Origin of the sequence: Serratia sp. M24T3 (assembly GCF_000257645.1) — a bacterium.
In the GTDB taxonomy this organism is placed as follows: domain Bacteria; phylum Pseudomonadota; class Gammaproteobacteria; order Enterobacterales; family Enterobacteriaceae; genus Rouxiella.
Map to the genome: position 1 here is coordinate 39,700 of NZ_AJHJ01000009.1, position 18,776 is coordinate 58,475.

The window sequence follows — 18,776 nt, forward strand, 5'->3', positions numbered from 1 at the left end:
GCATTTTGTCTCACTCACAACAATAAGGTCCGACACCATGAAAAAACATCGCACACTGCTTCGCACCGTTGCTGCATCGATTTTGGTTCTGGCGCCCATGCTGGCTCACGCCGATACGCTGAGTGACATCAAAAGTCGTGGCGTACTGACCGTTGGCGTTAAAAATGATTATCCACCGTACGGTTTTATGAATGCGCAGGGCAAAACTGACGGCTTCGAGATCCAGCTGGCACGCGCTATCGCTGACCAACTGCTTGGCTCACCCGACAAAATCAAGCTGGTCCCCGTCAACGCCTCCAACCGTATTCAATTTTTACAGGCCGGTCAGATTGACCTGATCATGGCGACATTGGGCGTAACGCCTGAGCGTGCCAAAGAAATCGACTTTACCGTGCCTTATGTTTCGGCTGCCGGAGCCTCGGTGATTGCGCGCAAGGAAGCGAAGTTTACCCAATGGGAACAGCTTTCCGGGCAAAACGTTTGCGGCATTCAAGGCTCGTACTACAACAAACTGCTGACCGAAAAATACAAAATCAATCTGGTGAATTTCACCGCGCTGCCGGAAGCCTATCGTGCCTTGCAGGATAATCGCTGCGTGGCAATGGCCTTTGATGACATGACGCTACGCAACAAGCTCGAGCAGCCGGACTGGAAGGGTTACAAAATTGCCATTCAGCCTTATGAATTCCTGCCGATGGCCGGTGGCGTGCGCAAAGGTGACGAGACATTCCTGAAAGCGGTTAACGCAGCCATCGTCAAGACCGAAGGTGAAAACAAGCTGATCGCGTGGGAAAAACAGTTCGATATGCCGGCTTCCGACTACATCGCAAAACGCGCCGAAGCTGCCCGCGCTGCGGCAAAATAATCGGCAGGAGCAAGACTTATGGCTGGACTCGATTACACCTGGCTTCTTGATCCGGTCTATCAGCAGTGGTTGCTCAAAGGCGTGGGGATAACCCTTGAACTGGCGGTTATCTCTTCGCTGTTTGCCATTGTTATCGGACTGGTCGCCACTTTGGCGCTGACTCTGCGGATTGCCTGGCTGGATGCGCTGATTGAGCTTTTTGTTGAACTGTTTCGCAATACGCCGCCGCTGCTGCAGATGCTTTTCTTTTACTTCACCCTGACTCAGCTGGGCTTTACCGTGGAGGACCCGGTTACCGGCCTGCAAAAACCGCTGTTCAGCGCCTTTGCCTCGGCCTGCGTGTCGCTTAGCCTGTTTGGCGGCGCGCTGTGCGTCGAAGCTTTCCGCTCCGGTATGGAAGCCGTACCCAAGGCCACGTTGGAGGCCGCGCGAGCGCTGGGTTACACCCGTCTGGGGTTATTCCGCCACGTTCAGGTGCCGATTGCCTCACGGGTCTGTTTACCGGCTTTAACCAATGTGCTGACCAATTTGTTCAAAACTACCTCGCAGTCCTCGGTCATCACCGTCCCCGAGCTGATGTATGCCGCAGGACAAATCTACAACGACACTTTCCGCACGCTGGAAGTAATGTTGCTGGTGCTGGTGATTTACGTGGTGCTGGTCAGCCTGCTGGCGTGGGGACTGTCCTGCCTGGAACGCCTGTTTGCCTATCCCGGCTATGGTAACGGAGGTTGAGATGCTGAGTGACGTTCTTTATATCCGCCGTAAACGTCAGACTAAACAGGCTGTTGCGATTTTGGCCCTGCTGTTGCTGGTGTTTACCACTTTTGGTCACGGCGCATCGCAATGGATGCTGGTAGTGGCGAGGCTGCCTCTGTTATTAACCGGCAGTATGTCAGGCTGGCCGATTACCGGCGGTTTTGCACTCAATATTTTTATAAGCATTATCAGCATGGCCGCTGCAACAGTAATGGGCGTGCTGCTGGGCATTGCGATGATGGCGCGCCGCGGTTGGTTGCGTCGCCCGGCAATTCTATTGATGAATTTTTTGCGCAACGCCCCTTGGCTCGTGCTGCTGTTTTCGATGCTTTACCTGCTGCCCTACCACGCCGAGTTATTCGGTATTCGCTTTGATTTCTCGCCGGTAGCTAAATCAATTATCGGCCTGAGTCTGCCGACGGCGGCTAACTTTGCCGAAATTATCCGAGGCGCGGTGCAATCCATTCATGCCGGACAGTGGGAATCTGCCCGCTCGCTGGGTTACAGCCATCTGCAAATTTATCGGCTGGTAATTTTACCGCAGGCGCTGCGGCGCATTATTCCCGGCTGGATGAGCTTATATGCACTACTGATGATTTCCACCGCGTTGGCGACGGTCACCGGCGTGCAGGAAGTGGTCACGCTGCTACGCACTACGCTGGCCATGGAGAGCGAAAGCACGCTGATTTACTTCTACGTAGCCGTGCTGCTGATGTTCTTTTTTTACTGCTATCCGATTGCGCTACTGGCGCGACGTCTGGAAAACAAAACCAAAGGGGACGCCATATGATAGCCCGTACCGACGCATTGATTGAAGTCGATAACATCCACAAATCGTTTGGTAACACTGAGGTGCTGAAAGGCATTTCCATGAATGTCGCCAAGGGCGAGGCGGTATGTATCATCGGCCCGTCCGGTTCCGGAAAATCGACTATTTTGCGCTGCATCAACGGGCTGCTGCCGTTTGAAGAGGGATTTGTTCGCGTTGGCCAGCACCGGGTGCATGAAATACACAGCGAAAAAGCCATGCGCCCGTTGCGCCATCAAGTAGCCATGGTATTCCAGCAGTACAACCTGTTTCCCCATCGCACCGTGCTCGACAACATTATGATGGCGCCAATTCAGGTACTGAAACATCGACGCGATGAGGTTGAAGAACGCGCCATGAAGCTGATCGCCAAGGTCCGTCTTTCCGGCAAAGAAGCTCGTTATCCCGGCGAACTTTCCGGCGGTCAGCAACAGCGAGTGGCGATCGCACGGGCATTGGCGATGCAGCCGGAGATCATTTTGTTCGATGAAGTGACGGCAGCGCTGGACCCGGAAACGGTGAAAGAGGTGCTCAATACTATCCGTGAGTTGGCGGAGGAAGGCATGACCTGCCTGCTGGTGACTCACGAGATGCGCTTTGCCCGCGAGGTTGCCGACAGAGTGTGCTTTACCGATCGCGGAACTATCGTCGAAGCCGGTCCACCCGCGCAGATTTTTGATGCCCCGCAGGACCCGCGAACTCGCGAGTTTCTCGGACAAGTTTTGTAATCCCTTTGTGATAGCGAACCCAGAGAAAACCATGTCCAGCCAAAATAATATCTTTACCTCGGATTTCACTCCTGCCCCTTATTGGTGGGACGCCAGTGAACCAGAAACTCAACTTGATCCGCTGCCGTCAGCGGTGGAAATTCTGATTGTTGGCTCAGGCTATGCCGGGTTGAATGCTGCCATTGAACTCGCACGTAACGGTCGCCAGGTTGCTGTGCTGGATGCCGATCGCCTGGGCAGCGGTGCCAGCACGCGCACTGGCGGGATGATCAGCAGCGGACAAAAGTTGGTGGTTGGCGGCGCGATAAAAGGTATCTCGCCAGAACTATTTAAAAACATGATTGCCGATTCAATAGCCTCTTTTGCCTTTATTCAGGAACTGGTGCGTGAGGAAAATCTCGACGCCGACCTTTACATTGGCGGTCGCTATTTTGGCGGCCACACGCCGACCCAGATGAAACGTTTGTATGAAATGGGCGACATCTTGAACCGCGTTACCGGCGTCACCGTGCATAAGATCAATCGCGATAGCCAGTCAGAAGTCATCGGTTCCCACTTTTATCACGGCGGGATTCTGGTGGATGAGTACGGGGGTATTCATCCGGGAAAATATCACCGTTCACTGCGTAATCTGGCAAAACACTACGGCGTGCAGCTATTTTCCCATGCAAGAGTTAACTCGATTGAAGAATGTGCCAACGGTAAACGAGTTTTGACCGAGCGCGGCACCGTGAACGCCGAGAAAGTGCTGATCACGACTAACGGTTACACCGGCCGACAGGCAACGCCAAATATTGCGCGCCGCATTGTACCGGTGAAAAGCTATCAAATTGCCACCGAACCGCTGCCTGCCGATCTGATTGAGTACCTGATCCCTAAAAAACGTATGATAACCGACAGCCGACGCGATCTGATTTATACCCGTCCCTCTCCTGACGGTACGAGATTACTCTTTGGATCACGACCCGGGATCTTGCAGGTCGATGATCGCAGTGCGGCAGTTAAAATTCGTCAAAGAATGTTGGATATCTGGCCGGAGCTGGCGGATTACCGCATTAGTCACGCCTGGAGCGGTAATGTCGGCATGACGGCGGATAAAACCGCACACGTCGGAAAGATGGATAACGGGGACTATGCCGTGGGCTGCAACGGCAACGGCGTAGCGCTGATGAGCTGGCTGGGCTACCGGTTGGCGCAAAAAATTCTGGCAATCGAAAAACAACCGCTATCGTTTGATCGCGCTGATTTTCAAACTATCCCGCTTTATAACGGTAATCCGTGGTTTCTGCCCTTTGCCAGTGGCTGGTATCGCTTCAGGGATGCGGTGGATAAACGTTTGGGCTAGCCTTTTTGAGCAAACGTTTCGCGGGCTGCGGGACGTTGCTTTATAAAGACTGGGTAATGAAAAGCAGGCAGATAGCCTAAAACAAGTGTTTTTTGAAATGCGACAGGCACAAAAAAAGCCGCTAATTGCTTAGCAGCTTTCTTGTGTTGTTTATGGCGGAGGAGGAGAGATTCGAACTCTCGAATGGTTTCCCATCGCCGGTTTTCAAGACCGGTGCCTTCAGCCGCTCGGCCACCCCTCCGCAACGGAACGCACTATAAACATAGGCGATGAGGATGTAAAGCCCGATGTTGTTCATTTGCTTGAAAAATCGGCGCAAATTCAATTTTTTTCGGAATAAGGCTCAGCGACGTGGGAAGTGTCGATTTTACAAACAAAAGTCGTTGGGAAAACGATCCGAAAATGAATGCAAGTTGATCAGGCCATTAAACGAGCTAGGTTAAAAAGTTATATCAACGGGAATCAAAATGCCAACCGTGGTGTTTTAAAATTTTAAATGATTGATTTTAATGCTTATTATTTGATCAATTGGATTGGAATGTTGGTACACTGCTTGCGGGTGCTCTGGATCTTTCTGTCCCGAGCATAAAGTACGATGTATAGCAGTCATGTTGTAGAGAGTATGTGAAGGCAGAAAGAGAAAAGCCCCGAATTGAAGTTAATCAAATCGAGGCCTATCTGCATGCATCAACAACATCAGGTTAGCCTCTTACCCGCCGCAAGGCAAGGATAAGGAGGTCAGAAATGCCCCTAAAACTGATAGTAAATGCCGTGATGGTTATTTGTATGGCCATTGTTTTGATTGTACTTATAAAGGGGCCCGCGCTTTGTGAGCTCCACATTACGAGTATATTACTGACGGTTGAGGCTTTGATGGCCTGCAAGGCCTAAAGGTAGAAGCGACTCAATGGCGGGGGTTCGCTCCCGCCCATTGGTTGTGATGTATGAATTCAGGTGCACCCGTTTAATTTTCTAAAGCCAGTCTTCGGGCTGGCTTTGTATTTGGCATACAGAATCACAAATTTTAGATACAAAAAAAGCCGCTAATTTCTTAGCAGCTTTCTTGTGTTGTTTATGGCGGAGGAGGAGAGATTCGAACTCTCGAATGGTTTCCCATCGCCGGTTTTCAAGACCGGTGCCTTCAGCCGCTCGGCCACCCCTCCGCAACGGAACGCACTATAAACATAGGCGATCCGGTTGTAAAGCCGGAATTTATTCATTTGCAGTAAAAATCCACTTTAGGCATCCGAATGCTGATTTTATCGTCATTATTAACAAATTTTCATCAACGTTGGCTGCTCAAGCGACTCATCGCGGTTATTTTTATTCATTGTCGGTAAAGAACCTAGGCAGGTGGTAAAGAAGGGTAAAACCCCTTTAATCACGCGAGGCAACTATCTATCATCCCACTCTACATGCTTTTTCACCGACTTCACTTTTTGTCGATAAGCGAGATTATTAAAATGGATCGTATCGTTGCCTCTTCACGTTCACGCGCTGGCTCACTGCTCAGCACGCATCGAGTGCTGCGTAATACTTATTTCCTGCTGGCACTGACGCTGGGTGTTTCGGCAATTACAGCAACTGCCAGCACCGTATTGATGCTGCCTTCACCGGGCATGCTCCTGACTCTGGTCGGCTTTTACGGGCTGATGTTCCTCACTTATCGCATGGCCGATCGTCCGGCGGGTATTCTATGTACCTTTGCGCTGACTGGCTTTATGGGTTACACCCTGGGACCCTTGCTTAGTTCACTGCTGGCAGCCGGTGCAGGCGACATTATTATGTTGGCGCTTGGCGGTACGGCTCTGGTGTTCTTCTGCTGCTCGGCTTATGTGCTGACTACACGTAAAGACATGTCATTCCTGTCTGGCATGATGATGGCGGGTTTTGTGGTGTTGCTGGTGGCGGTCATCGCCAATTTGTTCCTGCATATCCCTGCCCTGTCGCTGGCAATTAGCTGTCTGTTTATTTTGTTCTCCGCTGGCGCCATTTTGTGGGAAACCAGTAACATCATTCACGGCGGAGAAACCAATTACATCAGAGCCACGGTGAGCCTCTACGTGTCGTTGTATAACGTTTTTGTCAGCCTGCTAAGCATTCTGGGTTTATCGTCACGCAGTAATTAAATTTAATTGGTAAACCTGCTCCTAGCCCCGCCAATGGTGGGGCTTTTTGTTTGGCGCGGACCGCTTTTTTGCTAAACTTGCGCACTGCTTTCAAGATTTCAGAGGTTATATGTTGCAGTTTAACGGCCAGGTTATTGAAACTGATGCCAAAGGTTACCTGAAAAACAGCGCCGACTGGCAGGAAGCGCTGGCCCCGATACTGGCTGAAGAAGAAGGGATTGTTCTTAGCGACGCCCACTGGGAGGTGGTCCGTTTTGTGCGTGATTTTTATCTGGAATTCAACACCTCTCCAGCAATCCGTATGCTAGTAAAGGCCATGGCAAATAAATACGGTGAAGAAAAAGGCAATAGTCGTTATCTCTATCGCCTGTTTCCTGAAGGTCCTGCCAAGCAGGCCACCAAAATTGCCGGTCTGCCAAAACCGGTTAAATGTATTTAATAAAGCATCGACGATCAGTGGCGAATGCCAAAACCCTGGTATTCGGCAACGGCCCTGGGCTCAGTTAACAACTTATCCACTTTGGCATGTTTTGGGCCGCCTTGCCTGAGCCAGTCGAGAAGTTGATCGATTTGCTGCTGCTCACCGCAGGCAATAACTTCGACACCGCCGTCGTCGAGATTTTTGGCATAACCCGTTAATCCCAGCCCGTTGGCCTGCTGCTGGGTTGCAAATCGAAAGCCGACGCCCTGTACTCGGCCATAAACGTAAGCGGCTATACTGGTTTTTGGCATAATTATCTCCTCATAGCGATTTGATTCGTTGCAATCTCATTCTCTTGCTCGGACAATGTCGCTCTTTTTTGTCTCCCGACCGACAGAACCTAATTATATGACTGCACGTTTGTATCTGGCCAAAGGCCGTGAAAAATCCCTTCTTCGTCGCCATCCGTGGGTGTTTTCCGGGGCTGTATTACGCATCGAAGGAAAAGCGCTCTCCGGCGATACTATTGATATTGTAGACAATCAGGGTAAATGGCTGGCAACTGCCGCCTATTCTCCTAACTCTCAAATCCGGGCTCGCGTCTGGAGCTTCAAGCAAGACGAAGCTATCGATATCGAATTCTTTATTCGCCGTCTGCAGCAGGCACAAACCTGGCGTGACTGGATTGCCAAACGCGACGGGCTTGATGGTTATCGCCTGATTGCCGGTGAATCTGACGGTTTGCCGGGTATTACCATCGACCGCTTCCAGAATTTCCTCGTATTGCAGCTGCTCTCGGCAGGTGCAGAATATCAACGTGCCGCGCTACTTGGCGCATTACAGCATTGCTATCCTGAATGTGCAATTTATGACCGCTCCGATGTTGCGGTACGTAAAAAAGAAGGTCTTGAACTGACACAAGGTCTGATCTTGGGTGAAAATCCGCCGGATCTGCTGCCAATTCAGGAACACGGTATGAGCCTGCTGGTTGATATCAAAGGCGGCCATAAAACCGGCTTCTACCTTGACCAGCGCGACAGCCGTCTTGCAGCGCGCAACTATGCCGCTGGCCGAAAAGTACTGAACTGCTTCTCTTATACCGGTGCGTTTGCTGTTTCCGCGCTGATGGGCGGCTGCGAGAAAGTGATCAACGTTGACACTTCACAGGATGCGCTGGATATCGCGCGCAAAAACGTAGAATTGAACAAGCTCGATCTTTCCAAGGCCGAGTTTGTTCGCGATGACGTTTTCCAGCTGTTGCGTAAATATCGCGCGCAGGGCGAGCAGTTTGACATGATTGTTATGGACCCGCCGAAATTCGTCGAGAACAAAAGTCAGTTGGCCAGCGCCTGTCGTGGATATAAAGACATCAACATGTTGGCGATCCAGTTGCTGCGTCCCGGCGGCATTTTGCTGAGTTTCTCTTGCTCCGGCCTGCTGCCTACCGATTTGTTCCAAAAAATTCTTGCCGACGCTGCGCTGGACGCGGGCCGCGAGATCCAGTTTGTTGAACAGTTCCGTCAAGCCGCTGACCATCCGGTAACCGGCGCTTATCCTGAAGGTTTGTATTTGAAAGGCTTCGCCTGTCTGGTTTCAGCGTAAGCTTTAAAAAGCACACGGGTTGAAAATGCACGCTTTGGCCCCATATCCTTTACAAGTTACACTTTTGAGGAGGTCGCTATGTTAGCTAGCAAATATGGGGTCGCCAGCAAGTATGGCATTGGCCAACAGGTCCGCCATCGGATGTTGGGCTATTTGGGCGTGGTTATTGACGTCGATGCCGAGTTCTCGCTCGACAAGCCAGAGGCTGCCGAAATCGAGGCCGATGACGCGATGCGCGCCGCCCCTTGGTATCACGTAGTGATGGAAGATAACGAAGGACAGCCAATGCATACTTATCTGGCAGAAATTCAAATCGATCATGAGGCACGCATTCCACATCCTGAACAAAGCACTCTGGATGAACTGGCAGAATCTGTGCGTAGCCAGCTATTGGCGCCTCGCCTGCGTAACTAATTGTTCAGATAACAGTTGAAACTTAAAAACCGGTCCTTGATGACCGGTTTTTTTATGCTTTGAATTTTGGCTGCTTGAATAATCACATCATCAATGCGCCAACCCCAAACGGGGAATTTCAATCGCCGGGCAACGATCCATCACTACCGCCAAACCAGCCTCTTTAGCCAGCACAGCTGCATGTTCGTTGATCACCCCAATCTGTAGCCATAGTGCTTTGGCCCCAATGGCAATGGCTTCCTGCGCCACGCCATACGCTGCTTCTGCATTACGAAATACGTCAACCAGATCAACTGGATGCTGGATATCGGCCAACGTTGCCACCACCTTTTGCCCCAGCAAGGTTTGCCCTGCCAATTTTGGACTTACCGGAGTTACATCATAGCCTTGGTCGAGCAGATATCTCATCACACCGTGGCTAGGGCGGGAAGGATTATCACTCGCCCCCACCAACGCTATGCTTTTGATATTCTTTAGTAATACAGCTAGCTCAGTGTCTTTCACTCGCTTCTCTCCCCAAGTTGTAGGTTAGTTAAGTGTAATTCAGTCTGACTTTAGTGAAGGTTTTATTAAAAAACTTTCTCTTTTTAACAGGTGTTTCAGCACTATAAACTAAAATACATTTTGTAAAACTTTGACACAATATAAGCAATGCTGAATAATAATGCGGTGAGTCACTGGGGCTGGAGATAATGATGAAGCTTGGTTTTATGGTTGCCGGTATTTTACTGGCCAACCTGAGTGCGCCTGCTTACGCCTTAAGCCTCAAACTTTCACCAGAAATTGATCTACTGGTTGTCGACGGCAAACAGGTTTCTGGGCCAATACTAAAAGGTGCTGACAGCCTCGAACTCGACGCCGGTCAACATCAACTGCTGTTTCAAATCAGTAAAAATATGCATCCTGGCGCTGCTCCCCAGACCATTTATCACTCCCCGCCGATTATCGTGGCCTTTAATGCACAAAATCTTCATGCGGTTAGCATCAGTCTGCCGTCGTTAACTACCGAGCAGGAAGGGCGTGATTTCAGCCAAAAGATGAATATTGCTCTGCTGGATGAAAAAGGTAATCAGATTAGTTACCGACAGGATCGGCTGTTACAGATTAAAGACGCCAATCCTGCCAACCTGGAAGCAGCCATGACCCAATATAATTTGTCCGGTCATTCGGCTTCGATTCCGGCTTTTGCACTGACTAAAAAGAGCGCCATGACCTTAAACGCCAGCCGTACCGAGAATAATTCAGCATTACATGCCGAAGATGTTACCGCTTCGGTATCTTTCTCTTTATGGTCGATGCTGCGGCACAGCCCGCGTATCGACAGTACAATGGGTGAATTTTCCGCTCATTAATCTGATACTTGTCACGATTGCCACTTTGCTTACCCTATTTAGCCGCTAATTGCTTCCCAGAAAAACCGAGTTTAAGTAATCTATTCCCCATACTCCCTCTTAAGGCCAGACTGATGGAATACACCACTCGTACGATTACAAAACAGAAACATATTGCCCTCGTTGCTCACGATCACTGTAAAAGCAACTTGCTGAGCTGGGTCGATGCCAACAAGGCTCAGTTAAGTGAACACGTGTTGTATGCCACCGGGACTACGGGGAATCTGGTGCAGAAAAATACCGGATTGCCGGTGAAAAGCATGCTTAGCGGCCCAATGGGGGGTGACCAGCAGGTGGGTGCTTTAATTTCTGAAGGGAAAATTGATGTATTGATTTTCTTCTGGGATCCGCTGAATGCAGTGCCGCATGACCCAGATGTTAAAGCGCTGCTGCGACTGGCTACGGTATGGAATATTCCGGTCGCCAACAACCGCTCGACTGCAGATTTCCTGATCCAATCCCCACTGTTCGAGCAAAAAGTTGAAATCAGCATTCCTGATTATCAGCGTTATTTGCAAGATCGCCTGAAATAAGGCATTAAAATTACGCGTCGTCAGCGAGCCTGCCGATGACGCATAATTTTATGGTTTACGCTGTGTCGGCACGCCCAGCGCTTCCAGTTGCTCGACAAACACCGAAGGTCGCGATTTGTCCTGCATTAGCCAGACCTGATGTTTGGCGCGGGTGATGGCAACGTATAACAAACGGCGCTCTTCTGCATCTGCAAAATCTTCTGGTTCTGGCAGCAACACTTGCTCCATCACCGACTCGCGCGCCGCCGCCGGGAAGCCATCATTGCCTTCGTGCAGTCCGACAATAATGACATACTCCGCCTGCTGACCTTTGCTGGCGTGGATAGTCATAAAATCAAGGTTGAGTTTCGGCCAGCGCGTCGCGGCTTTTTGCAGCACCTCGGGGCGCAAATGATGGTAGCGACCCAGGATCAGAATCTGGTCATCATCTTCGGCAAAGCCGCTGAGTTTATCGAACAGCTTCTCCAGCTGATCCTCAGGCAAGATCACCACGTTTTTCTTGTTGCCCTTAGTCAAACTGTTCAACGGCTTCTTAAGTTGATGCGGATTTTGCAGGACAAAGCGATTGGCGATTTCGCCGATGCGATCGTTAAAGCGATAGGTGGTATCCAACGCGCACTGTGCACCTTCGCCGAAATGATGAGCAAAAGCGGTGGTCAGCTGTAACTCGGCACCGCTGAAACGATAAATTGCCTGCCAGTCATCACCCACGGCAAACAAATTTGTTTGGCTATTTTGCTTGCGTAAAGCGGAAAGTAATTGTGCGCGCTGCGGGGAAATATCCTGGAATTCATCGACCAGAATATGTTTCCATGGGCTGACAAAACGGCCTTTTTCAAGAATATTGACAGCCTGATGGATAAGACCGGAGAAATCGACCGCATCCTCTTCTTTGAGTTTGGCTTTCCACGCTTTCGATAAAGGTCCCATCAGGCGAATACGTTTCTGGAAAAGTTCGCGGACTTCTTCAGAGGCCTGCTCAATCATCTCAGCCTGACTGCCGCCGTGGCTGCGCATTAATCCGAGCCAGCGCTCGAGACGACTGCCCAAACGCTCGGCCAGCGCCTTGTTTTTCCAGTAATCGCCTTCAGGAACTTCCCATTCCAGCTCTTCAGTCAGCCACTGACGCCAACCGCTGGCCTGAGCCTTTTTCTCGGCGCACTGTTGTTGCCAGGTTTTAACCAGCAGGCTACGGCGAGCTTTGCTGTCCGTTTCCAGCTTGCTGATTTTCGGTGATTTCTTGCTGCCTTCCTGAATAATATGCAGCGCCAGCGCATGAAAAGTCTTGGCTTTAATACCGTCGATCTTCAGGCGTTCTTTAATACGGGTGTTCATTTCGTCAGCGGCCTGACGTCCAAACGCCAGCAGCAAAATCTGCTCTGGCAGTGCCTCTTGACGCAGTAACAGCCAGCCAGCGCGCGCCACCAGCACCGATGTTTTACCGCTGCCTGCCCCCGCCAGCACCAAGACGGCATCTTCACCGTTAACCACTGCGCGACACTGGCTGTCATTGAGCGGACTCGTTTCGACATTATCGAAAAAATCCCGGTTCTGGCTGATAACCTGCTCGGTCCATGCCTGATTACGCTCCATCACGCTTTGCGATCCCTGCTTTAACCAGCGCAAACAGGTTTCATAATCGTCGCGGCAGTTATCGAACTCGACCAATCGCTCAACCGGCACAGGGATCGCCTCAAACGCCTGCTGGATTTGCTTTTGCACTTCCGCCAGCCGTGAGCTTTTATACCAGCTGTCTTGCTGCTCAATGCGGGTGATATTTTCGATTTGCTTATGCAAAACCCCGGCACTGACCTCGCTCATTTCGAGACTCCAGCTCTGCCAGGCTTTCATTAAATAGTGGTAAAATTGTTGAGTTTCCTGCCATTCGGTGCCGTGCAGGCGCACCACTTTGGCCTCCGGCAGCTCAAACTCCAGCTCGCCCCAGACAATGCCGCGCTTACAGCGAATATAGAGCAGCTGATTGAAAGGGATTAAATAGTTGTGTTTATCGCCGCTGACCTCGACCCCCGCGTTCAGAAGCCGCACCCGGTTGTAAGGATGCTGTGCCAGATGCTTGCCAAATGATGTCGATTTCAGTTCCATGTTTATGCGCCATGATTTTTAATTTATGAGCGAGTCCCAAAACAGTTTACCTGTGATAGGCGGTGGCGCTCCAGCACCAAAAACAGAGTAGAATACATAAGAGTAGGAAAAACGTAACGCAATGGCGTTGGACAGCTTAAATTAAAGACGGGACTTTTTATGCGTACTGTACTGAATATTCTAAATTTCGTTTTGGGTGGATTTTTTACCACTCTTGCCTGGCTATTCGCCACCGTTATCAGCATCGTGCTGATTTTTACCTTACCGCTGACTCGCTCCTGCTGGGAAATCACCCGCCTGTCATTTCTGCCTTTTGGCAATGAAGCGATTCATGTGGATGAGTTATATCCGGAAAAACGCAACGCCCTGCTCTCTGGCGGCGGAACTTTATTAAACATTTTCTGGCTGATTTTCTTTGGCTGGTGGCTGTGTCTTTCACACATCACCATCGGCATTGCGCAGTGTATCAGCATCATCGGCATTCCCGTTGGCATCGCAAACTTTAAAATCGCTGGCATCGCGCTGTGGCCGGTTGGAAGACGCGTGGTTTCTGTCGAGCTGGCGAGACAGGCGCGCGAAGCCAGCGCTGCGCGTTTCAGAAATAACGGACGTTTCCGCTGAGTTTCTAATTCACCTTGTTGCTGGAGTTTTCCGTGCTTTCTATCGCACCAGGTCTGCGGCGCTATGCTTACAACAGCAATTTGCTGTACAGCATTCGCATTTTTATTGCTCTTGCCGGGACCGTAGCCGGTCCCTGGCTCCTCTCACAGCCCAAGCTAACCATCCCGCTTACGCTGGGCCTCGTTGCCGCCGGTTTGAGTGACCTGGATGACAGGTTAGCGGGGCGGCTTCGTAACTTACTGATTACGTTGGTGTCGTTTTTTATCGCCTCGGTTTCCGTGGTTTTACTCTTTCCCTATCCCTGGTTGTTTGCCATCGGGCTAACCTTTTCAACCTGCGGCTTTATCCTACTCGGCGCGCTAGGGCAGCGTTATGCGACCATCGCATTTGGCGCACTTTTGATAGCCATTTACACCATGCTGGGGATCAATAACGTTTATCCTGTGTGGTACGAACAGTCGCTGCTACTGTTGATTGGCACCCTCTGGTATTACCTTCTGACGCTAACCGGTCACATTGTGTTTCCGATTCGCCCGTTGCAGGACCATATTTCTCGCTGTTATCAGCAGTTGGCTGTTTATCTGGATGCGAAATCCATCATGTTTGATCCCGATCAGGATGGCAGCAACAACCAGCAGCTGGTCAATCTGGCGATGGCCAACAGCCAGTTGGTATCAACATTGAATGAAACCAAAACGGCGCTACAAAGTCGTTTAAAAGGGGATCGCGGCCAGAAGGGAACACGGCGCACGCTGCAGTACTATTTTGTCGCACAGGATATACATGAGCGCGCCAGTTCAATCCACGTGCAGTATCAAAAGCTTAGGGAACAATTTCATCACACCGATATTTTATTCCGCTTGCAGCGGTTGATGAGCATGCAATCTACCGCCTGTCAGCAACTGTCCCAATGCATTTTATATCGTCAAAAATATCAACATAATCCATTGTTTGAGAGGGCTTTTATAAGGCTTGGCGAGGCTATTGAGCGCCAGTCTGCCCTTGATCATGACAGCAGCCTGATCAAAGCGTTACGCCATCTGATTAAAAACCTGCGCGCCATCGATGCCAATCTATTGAACATGGAGTCTGAGCAGGCGCTTTCTGACGACCAGCCTGCAGGTCCAAAAACGTTTGCCGATGACCGAATAAGTGGATTTCAAGATATTTGGCTGCGTATTTCACGTCATCTGACACCGAAATCGGCTCTATTTCGCCACGCGGTAAGAATGTCGCTGGTGCTGCTGGTCGGCTACACGTTCATTCAGTTCAGCGGGCTTAATCATGGATACTGGATCCTGCTGACCAGCCTGTTCGTCTGCCAGCCAAACTATAGCGCTACTCGTCGGCGTCTGGCCCTGCGCGTAGTGGGTACGCTGGCCGGTGTGGCACTGGGGATGCCAATCCTCTACTTCATCCCCTCTCTTGAGGGGCAAATGATCTTGATTGTACTCTGCGGGATGCTGTTCTTTACCTTTCGCAGCGTGCAATACGCGCAGGCCACCATGTTTATTACGCTGCTGGCGCTGCTATTGTTCAACCTCATGGGGCAAGGGTTTGAGGTCGCTATCCCGCGCATCATCGACACCCTGCTAGGCTGCCTGATTGCCTGGTTGGCCGTCAGCTATGTTTGGCCGGACTGGCGATTCCGACAGTTACCCGCGGTGGTCAACAAAACCTTTTACGCCAACTGTCGTTATCTGGATGCCATTCTGGTGCAATATCATCAGGGCAAAGATAATGGCCTGGATTATCGTATCGCCAGGCGCGACGCGCATAATTGCGACGCGGAGTTAGCGTCGGTGGTGTCGAATATGACGTCTGAGAAAGACAATAATCCGGACACGCTGGAATCGGCATTTCGCCTGCTTTGCCTCAATCACACCATGCTCAGCTATATCTCCACGCTGGGGGCTCATCGTGAAAAACTTGAGGATACTGAAACGCTAAAGCTGCTGGATGATGCAGCCAGCTATGTTGATGGAGCACTGCATAGCGAAGGCGCAGAAAAGGCCCATATCCATCAGTTGCGCAGTCAATTGTCAGAAAGGATCCAGGCTAAAACCACGGCTGCAGATACCAAAGAACAGCTGGTGCTACAGCAGCTTAGATTGTTGATTGAGCATCTGCCGGAAATGACCACGCTGGGTGTGAAAATCTCCACCGTCGAAAAAGTCGCATAAAATTAACGCATTAACCAGCAGGGAAAGTGTTTGCCTGCTGGTTATGCTTACACTTGGCCCTCCTGCCTTTGCAGATTGAACCAGTTAATGAGTTCATGGCGGGAAGCGTCAGGTAATACGGTCTGATGATACCCTAAAATCGCCCCTTCCAGCGCAAACAACATATTCAACCCCGCCTTCTTATTGATTAAAGTTAGCTTAACGTAGGTGTTGATTGCGCCTTGCGATCGCAGTTCATCGAAACTTTTCACCCCAACTTGCCACAGCAGACGCTCCATCGACAGACTAATGTTGGGCAGATCTTTTAATCGTGCAGGATTGTTCTTTTTTTGCGCTTGCTCACTGTGCATCCCCGCAATTGAGTCATTGGCAAGCTCAATCAGACGCTGCGGCTGTTGCCACAGAGCTTCGTCAACCTGAAAATATCGCAGCGAGATTTCGATCCCTCTTTTGGGATAGATAAACTGCCGCATCGCAAGCTGCTTCATCATTGCTTCGTTTTCATGAGTCGCACGCAAATAAAGTTCCCCTTCGGCGACAAGAGCAAACATCGCGCCTCCCGATGACAGACTGTAACCACCAAACTGTGGCCGTGATTGGATCAATCCAAGTGGTATAAGCACTTTTATGGCCTGAGCCACCCTTGCTTTAGTTGCATTTAACATATTGATTTCCTTATCCATGGTAGCTATCAATGAGAAATTTATAAGTACATGAAACGCTAAAGGCAAAATACGCAAAGCGAGGGAAGCCGCCAAATCTAAAATTCATTTACTGCCCATTGCATTAAAAAAATGCGAGACGTCTTGGAAAATTTAGGTTGATCTCTCGCCACAGCAGCAGTACTGTATATCCATACAGTTACTCACTAGTGGAACAATACTATGCGAACTCATCACCGTCATTACCCTCATTTAAGTCAGCATCCCCTTTCGGCAAGCGCTGCGCCGATGAGCCAGAATTCCAAGGCTAACAGTGGCTTACTCAGTGAGTTCGTCTATAGTGAAGATCAACCCGCGCTAGTTCAGTTGCTTTTACCTCTTTTACACCACCTCGGTGAGCAGTCTCGGTGGCTACTGTGGCTGACGCCAACGCAAAAGCTTAGCCGTCGCTGGCTTGCTCAATCAGGTCTGCCGGTCAGTAAAATAGTGCAGGTAAGCCAATTACAGGGGATCGCATCCGTCGATGCCATGGAGCGCGCTTTATTGACCGGGAACTACAGCGTTGTGCTGGGATGGTTGCCAGAATTAAGTGACTCAGATCGCAAAAGATTGCAGATCGCGGCAGAGGTCGGAGGATCATATGGTTTCATCATGAAGCCTCAAAACGACCCCTTTTCTGTCGCCGGACAACCCTCAGCAGTAAAAATTCACTCTTCCGTATACCATTAATTCAAATTAGGAGTAATCCTACGAAAAATGAGACCTTTTCAGTTTTTTGTGCTGAAAAGGCCTTTTAGCCCAGTAAATTCGGGTGTTTTAGAGCTTTTAAAACCCATAGTTTCGTCAACATTTTGTCTATGATGTTAAGAAATGTGTACATTTTCCTCTTTTTTTCCTGAGCGTTATCACATCAAGCTTGTAACTTTCCCGCCACGTTGTAGACTTTAGTTCGCCAAGGTTGCTCTTATAATGCTTACGATAAAGTAGCAAGTACCTAAGTGAAGCAATAACTTGGACGAAGGAATTTAACCAAGGGCTTAAAGCTTAAAGCTCAATTGCCTATTTGGATGATAACGAGGCGTAAAAATGAAAAAGACAGCTATCGCATTAGCAGTGGCACTGGCAGGTTTCGCGACCGTAGCGCAAGCCGCACCGCAAGATAACACCTGGTACACCGGTGGTAAACTGGGCTGGTCCCAGTATCACGACCATGGTATGTCAAACGCATACAAAGGCGTAGGCAATGGCCCAACTCGTGACAGCCAACTGGGTGCTGGTGCGTTTGTAGGTTACCAAGTGAACCCATACGTGGGCTTCGAACTGGGATATGACTGGCTTGGTCGTATGGCTTACAAGGGCAGCGTAAACAACGGCGCATTCAAAACTCAAGGTATTCAGTTGACCACCAAACTGAGCTACCCACTGACTGACGATCTGGATGTCTACACTCGTCTGGGTGCAATGGTTTGGCGTGCAGATTCTAAAGGCAACTTTGGCAACGGCACTCGCATCAGCGATAACGACACTGGTGTTTCTCCAGTGGCTGCAGCTGGTTTCGAATATGCAATCACCAAACAATGGGCTACCCGCCTGGAATACCAGTGGGTTAACAACATTGGTGATGCTGCTACTGTTGGCGCGCGTCCAGACAACGCTAACCTGTCTGTTGGTGTTTCTTACCGTTTCGGTCAGGAAGATGCAGCAGCTCCAGTTGTTGCTCCGGCACCAGCACCAGCTCCAGTTGTACAGACTCACAAGTTCACTCTGAAATCTGACGTTCTGTTCACCTTCGGCAAATCAACTCTGAAACCAGAAGGCCGTCAGGCTCTGGATCAGCTGTACACCCAATTGAGCTCACTGGATCCGAAAGACGGTTCAGTAGTAGTTCTGGGTTACACTGACCCAGTCGGTTCAGAAGCATCTAACCAGAAACTGTCTGAGCAACGTGCTCAATCAGTAGTGGATTACCTGGTATCTAAAGGTATCCCTTCTAACAAGATCTCTGCACGTGGTGAAGGCGAACGTAACCAGATCACTGGTAACCTCGGTTACAAATCTGGTCGTGCAACTAAAGCTCAGATCGCTGGCTTTGCACCAAACCGTCGCGTAGAAATTGAAGTTAAAGGCATCAAAGACGTTGTTACTCAGCCACAGGCTTAAGTAATAGCGCTATCTTTTGATAGCTCTGAATTAAAAAACCCCGCATTGCGGG

Annotated in this window: 20 protein-coding genes and 2 tRNA genes; 16 read left to right on the top strand and 6 right to left on the bottom strand. The window is 50.1% G+C overall.

Annotated features, from left to right (window positions below; translation table 11 throughout):
- The first annotated feature begins 37 nt into the window (after positions 1-37).
- Genes SPM24T3_RS09755 through SPM24T3_RS09775 form a run of 5 tightly spaced genes read left to right on the top strand, consistent with a single transcriptional unit; the run spans position 38 to position 4,505 of the window.
- Positions 38-865: a transporter substrate-binding domain-containing protein gene (locus tag SPM24T3_RS09755; RefSeq protein ID WP_009636581.1), complete on the top strand. Its 828-nt coding sequence runs from the start codon at positions 38-40 to the stop codon at positions 863-865.
- A gap of 18 nt (positions 866-883) precedes the next feature.
- Entirely contained in the window at positions 884-1,600 is a 717-nt protein-coding gene (locus SPM24T3_RS09760) for an amino acid ABC transporter permease (RefSeq protein ID WP_009636582.1), read from the top strand.
- Between the two features lies 1 nt (position 1,601).
- Positions 1,602-2,414, top strand: a complete 813-nt coding sequence (locus tag SPM24T3_RS09765; RefSeq protein ID WP_009636583.1) for an amino acid ABC transporter permease — start codon at positions 1,602-1,604, stop codon at positions 2,412-2,414.
- Positions 2,411-3,160: an amino acid ABC transporter ATP-binding protein gene (locus SPM24T3_RS09770; protein WP_304412041.1), complete on the top strand. Its 750-nt coding sequence runs from the start codon at positions 2,411-2,413 to the stop codon at positions 3,158-3,160. The genes SPM24T3_RS09765 and SPM24T3_RS09770 overlap by 4 nt, the downstream gene beginning before the upstream one ends.
- A gap of 31 nt (positions 3,161-3,191) precedes the next feature.
- Positions 3,192-4,505: an FAD-binding oxidoreductase gene (locus SPM24T3_RS09775; protein ID WP_009636585.1), complete on the top strand. Its 1,314-nt coding sequence runs from the start codon at positions 3,192-3,194 to the stop codon at positions 4,503-4,505.
- Between the two features lie 153 nt (positions 4,506-4,658).
- Here SPM24T3_RS09775 and SPM24T3_RS09780 read toward each other — a convergent pair.
- Positions 4,659-4,746: transfer RNA gene (locus SPM24T3_RS09780), tRNA-Ser, on the bottom strand.
- Between the two features lie 533 nt (positions 4,747-5,279).
- Between SPM24T3_RS09780 and SPM24T3_RS26140 the strand changes: the two genes are divergently transcribed.
- Positions 5,280-5,396, top strand: coding sequence for a Hok/Gef family protein (locus SPM24T3_RS26140; protein WP_369699987.1), 117 nt, complete (start codon positions 5,280-5,282; stop codon positions 5,394-5,396).
- Positions 5,397-5,580: 184 nt separating this feature from the next.
- On the opposite strand, the gene SPM24T3_RS09785 is transcribed toward SPM24T3_RS26140, so the two are convergent.
- Positions 5,581-5,668: transfer RNA gene (locus SPM24T3_RS09785), tRNA-Ser, on the bottom strand.
- A gap of 300 nt (positions 5,669-5,968) precedes the next feature.
- Between SPM24T3_RS09785 and yccA the strand changes: the two genes are divergently transcribed.
- Together yccA and tusE are read left to right on the top strand one after the other, a co-directional pair.
- Positions 5,969-6,634 (top strand): FtsH protease modulator YccA, encoded by a 666-nt coding sequence (yccA, locus tag SPM24T3_RS09790; protein WP_009636586.1) that lies wholly within the window; start codon positions 5,969-5,971, stop codon positions 6,632-6,634.
- Positions 6,635-6,743: 109 nt separating this feature from the next.
- Positions 6,744-7,073, top strand: a complete 330-nt coding sequence (gene tusE / locus SPM24T3_RS09795) for a sulfurtransferase TusE (RefSeq protein ID WP_009636587.1) — start codon at positions 6,744-6,746, stop codon at positions 7,071-7,073.
- A gap of 14 nt (positions 7,074-7,087) precedes the next feature.
- On the opposite strand, the gene yccX is transcribed toward tusE, so the two are convergent.
- Positions 7,088-7,366, bottom strand: coding sequence for an acylphosphatase (gene yccX, locus SPM24T3_RS09800; protein WP_009636588.1), 279 nt, complete (start codon positions 7,364-7,366; stop codon positions 7,088-7,090).
- Positions 7,367-7,463: 97 nt separating this feature from the next.
- Here yccX and rlmI point away from each other — a divergent pair, with 97 nt between their 5' ends.
- Both rlmI and hspQ read left to right on the top strand, forming a co-directional pair.
- Entirely contained in the window at positions 7,464-8,657 is a 1,194-nt protein-coding gene (gene rlmI / locus SPM24T3_RS09805; protein ID WP_009636589.1) for a 23S rRNA (cytosine(1962)-C(5))-methyltransferase RlmI, read from the top strand.
- A 78-nt stretch (positions 8,658-8,735) separates the two neighbouring features.
- Positions 8,736-9,071 carry a heat shock protein HspQ gene (hspQ, locus tag SPM24T3_RS09810; protein WP_009636590.1) on the top strand — a complete coding sequence of 112 codons (336 nt, stop codon included), beginning with the start codon at positions 8,736-8,738 and terminating at the stop codon, positions 9,069-9,071.
- Between the two features lie 90 nt (positions 9,072-9,161).
- On the opposite strand, the gene SPM24T3_RS09815 is transcribed toward hspQ, so the two are convergent.
- The gene (locus SPM24T3_RS09815; RefSeq protein ID WP_009636591.1) at positions 9,162-9,575 is read right to left on the bottom strand and encodes a CoA-binding protein; all 414 of its coding nucleotides are present in this window, start codon (positions 9,573-9,575) and stop codon (positions 9,162-9,164) included.
- 188 nt (positions 9,576-9,763) lie between these two features.
- On the opposite strand from SPM24T3_RS09815, the gene SPM24T3_RS09820 reads away from it, so the two are divergent.
- Together SPM24T3_RS09820 and SPM24T3_RS09825 are read left to right on the top strand one after the other, a co-directional pair.
- On the top strand, positions 9,764-10,423 hold the full coding sequence (locus SPM24T3_RS09820; RefSeq protein ID WP_202799591.1) for a DUF2057 family protein: 660 nt from the start codon (positions 9,764-9,766) through the stop codon (positions 10,421-10,423).
- Positions 10,424-10,536: 113 nt separating this feature from the next.
- Positions 10,537-10,995, top strand: a complete 459-nt coding sequence (locus SPM24T3_RS09825; protein WP_009636593.1) for a methylglyoxal synthase — start codon at positions 10,537-10,539, stop codon at positions 10,993-10,995.
- A gap of 48 nt (positions 10,996-11,043) precedes the next feature.
- Here the strand turns inward: SPM24T3_RS09825 and helD are convergent, their stop codons facing one another.
- On the bottom strand, positions 11,044-13,098 hold the full coding sequence (helD, locus tag SPM24T3_RS09830) for a DNA helicase IV (protein ID WP_009636594.1): 2,055 nt from the start codon (positions 13,096-13,098) through the stop codon (positions 11,044-11,046).
- 159 nt (positions 13,099-13,257) lie between these two features.
- On the opposite strand from helD, the gene SPM24T3_RS09835 reads away from it, so the two are divergent.
- Positions 13,258-13,719 carry a YccF domain-containing protein gene (locus SPM24T3_RS09835; RefSeq protein WP_009636595.1) on the top strand — a complete coding sequence of 154 codons (462 nt, stop codon included), beginning with the start codon at positions 13,258-13,260 and terminating at the stop codon, positions 13,717-13,719.
- Positions 13,720-13,751: 32 nt separating this feature from the next.
- Entirely contained in the window at positions 13,752-15,902 is a 2,151-nt protein-coding gene (gene yccS, locus SPM24T3_RS09840; RefSeq protein WP_009636596.1) for a YccS family putative transporter, read from the top strand.
- Positions 15,903-15,949: 47 nt separating this feature from the next.
- On the opposite strand, the gene SPM24T3_RS09845 is transcribed toward yccS, so the two are convergent.
- On the bottom strand, positions 15,950-16,585 hold the full coding sequence (locus SPM24T3_RS09845; protein WP_237713024.1) for a TfoX/Sxy family DNA transformation protein: 636 nt from the start codon (positions 16,583-16,585) through the stop codon (positions 15,950-15,952).
- Positions 16,586-16,786: 201 nt separating this feature from the next.
- Here SPM24T3_RS09845 and sulA point away from each other — a divergent pair, with 201 nt between their 5' ends.
- Positions 16,787-17,293 (top strand): SOS-induced cell division inhibitor SulA, encoded by a 507-nt coding sequence (gene sulA / locus SPM24T3_RS09850; protein ID WP_037378119.1) that lies wholly within the window; start codon positions 16,787-16,789, stop codon positions 17,291-17,293.
- 357 nt (positions 17,294-17,650) lie between these two features.
- Positions 17,651-18,724, top strand: a complete 1,074-nt coding sequence (gene ompA, locus SPM24T3_RS09855; RefSeq protein WP_009636599.1) for a porin OmpA — start codon at positions 17,651-17,653, stop codon at positions 18,722-18,724.
- Positions 18,725-18,776 lie beyond the last annotated feature (52 nt).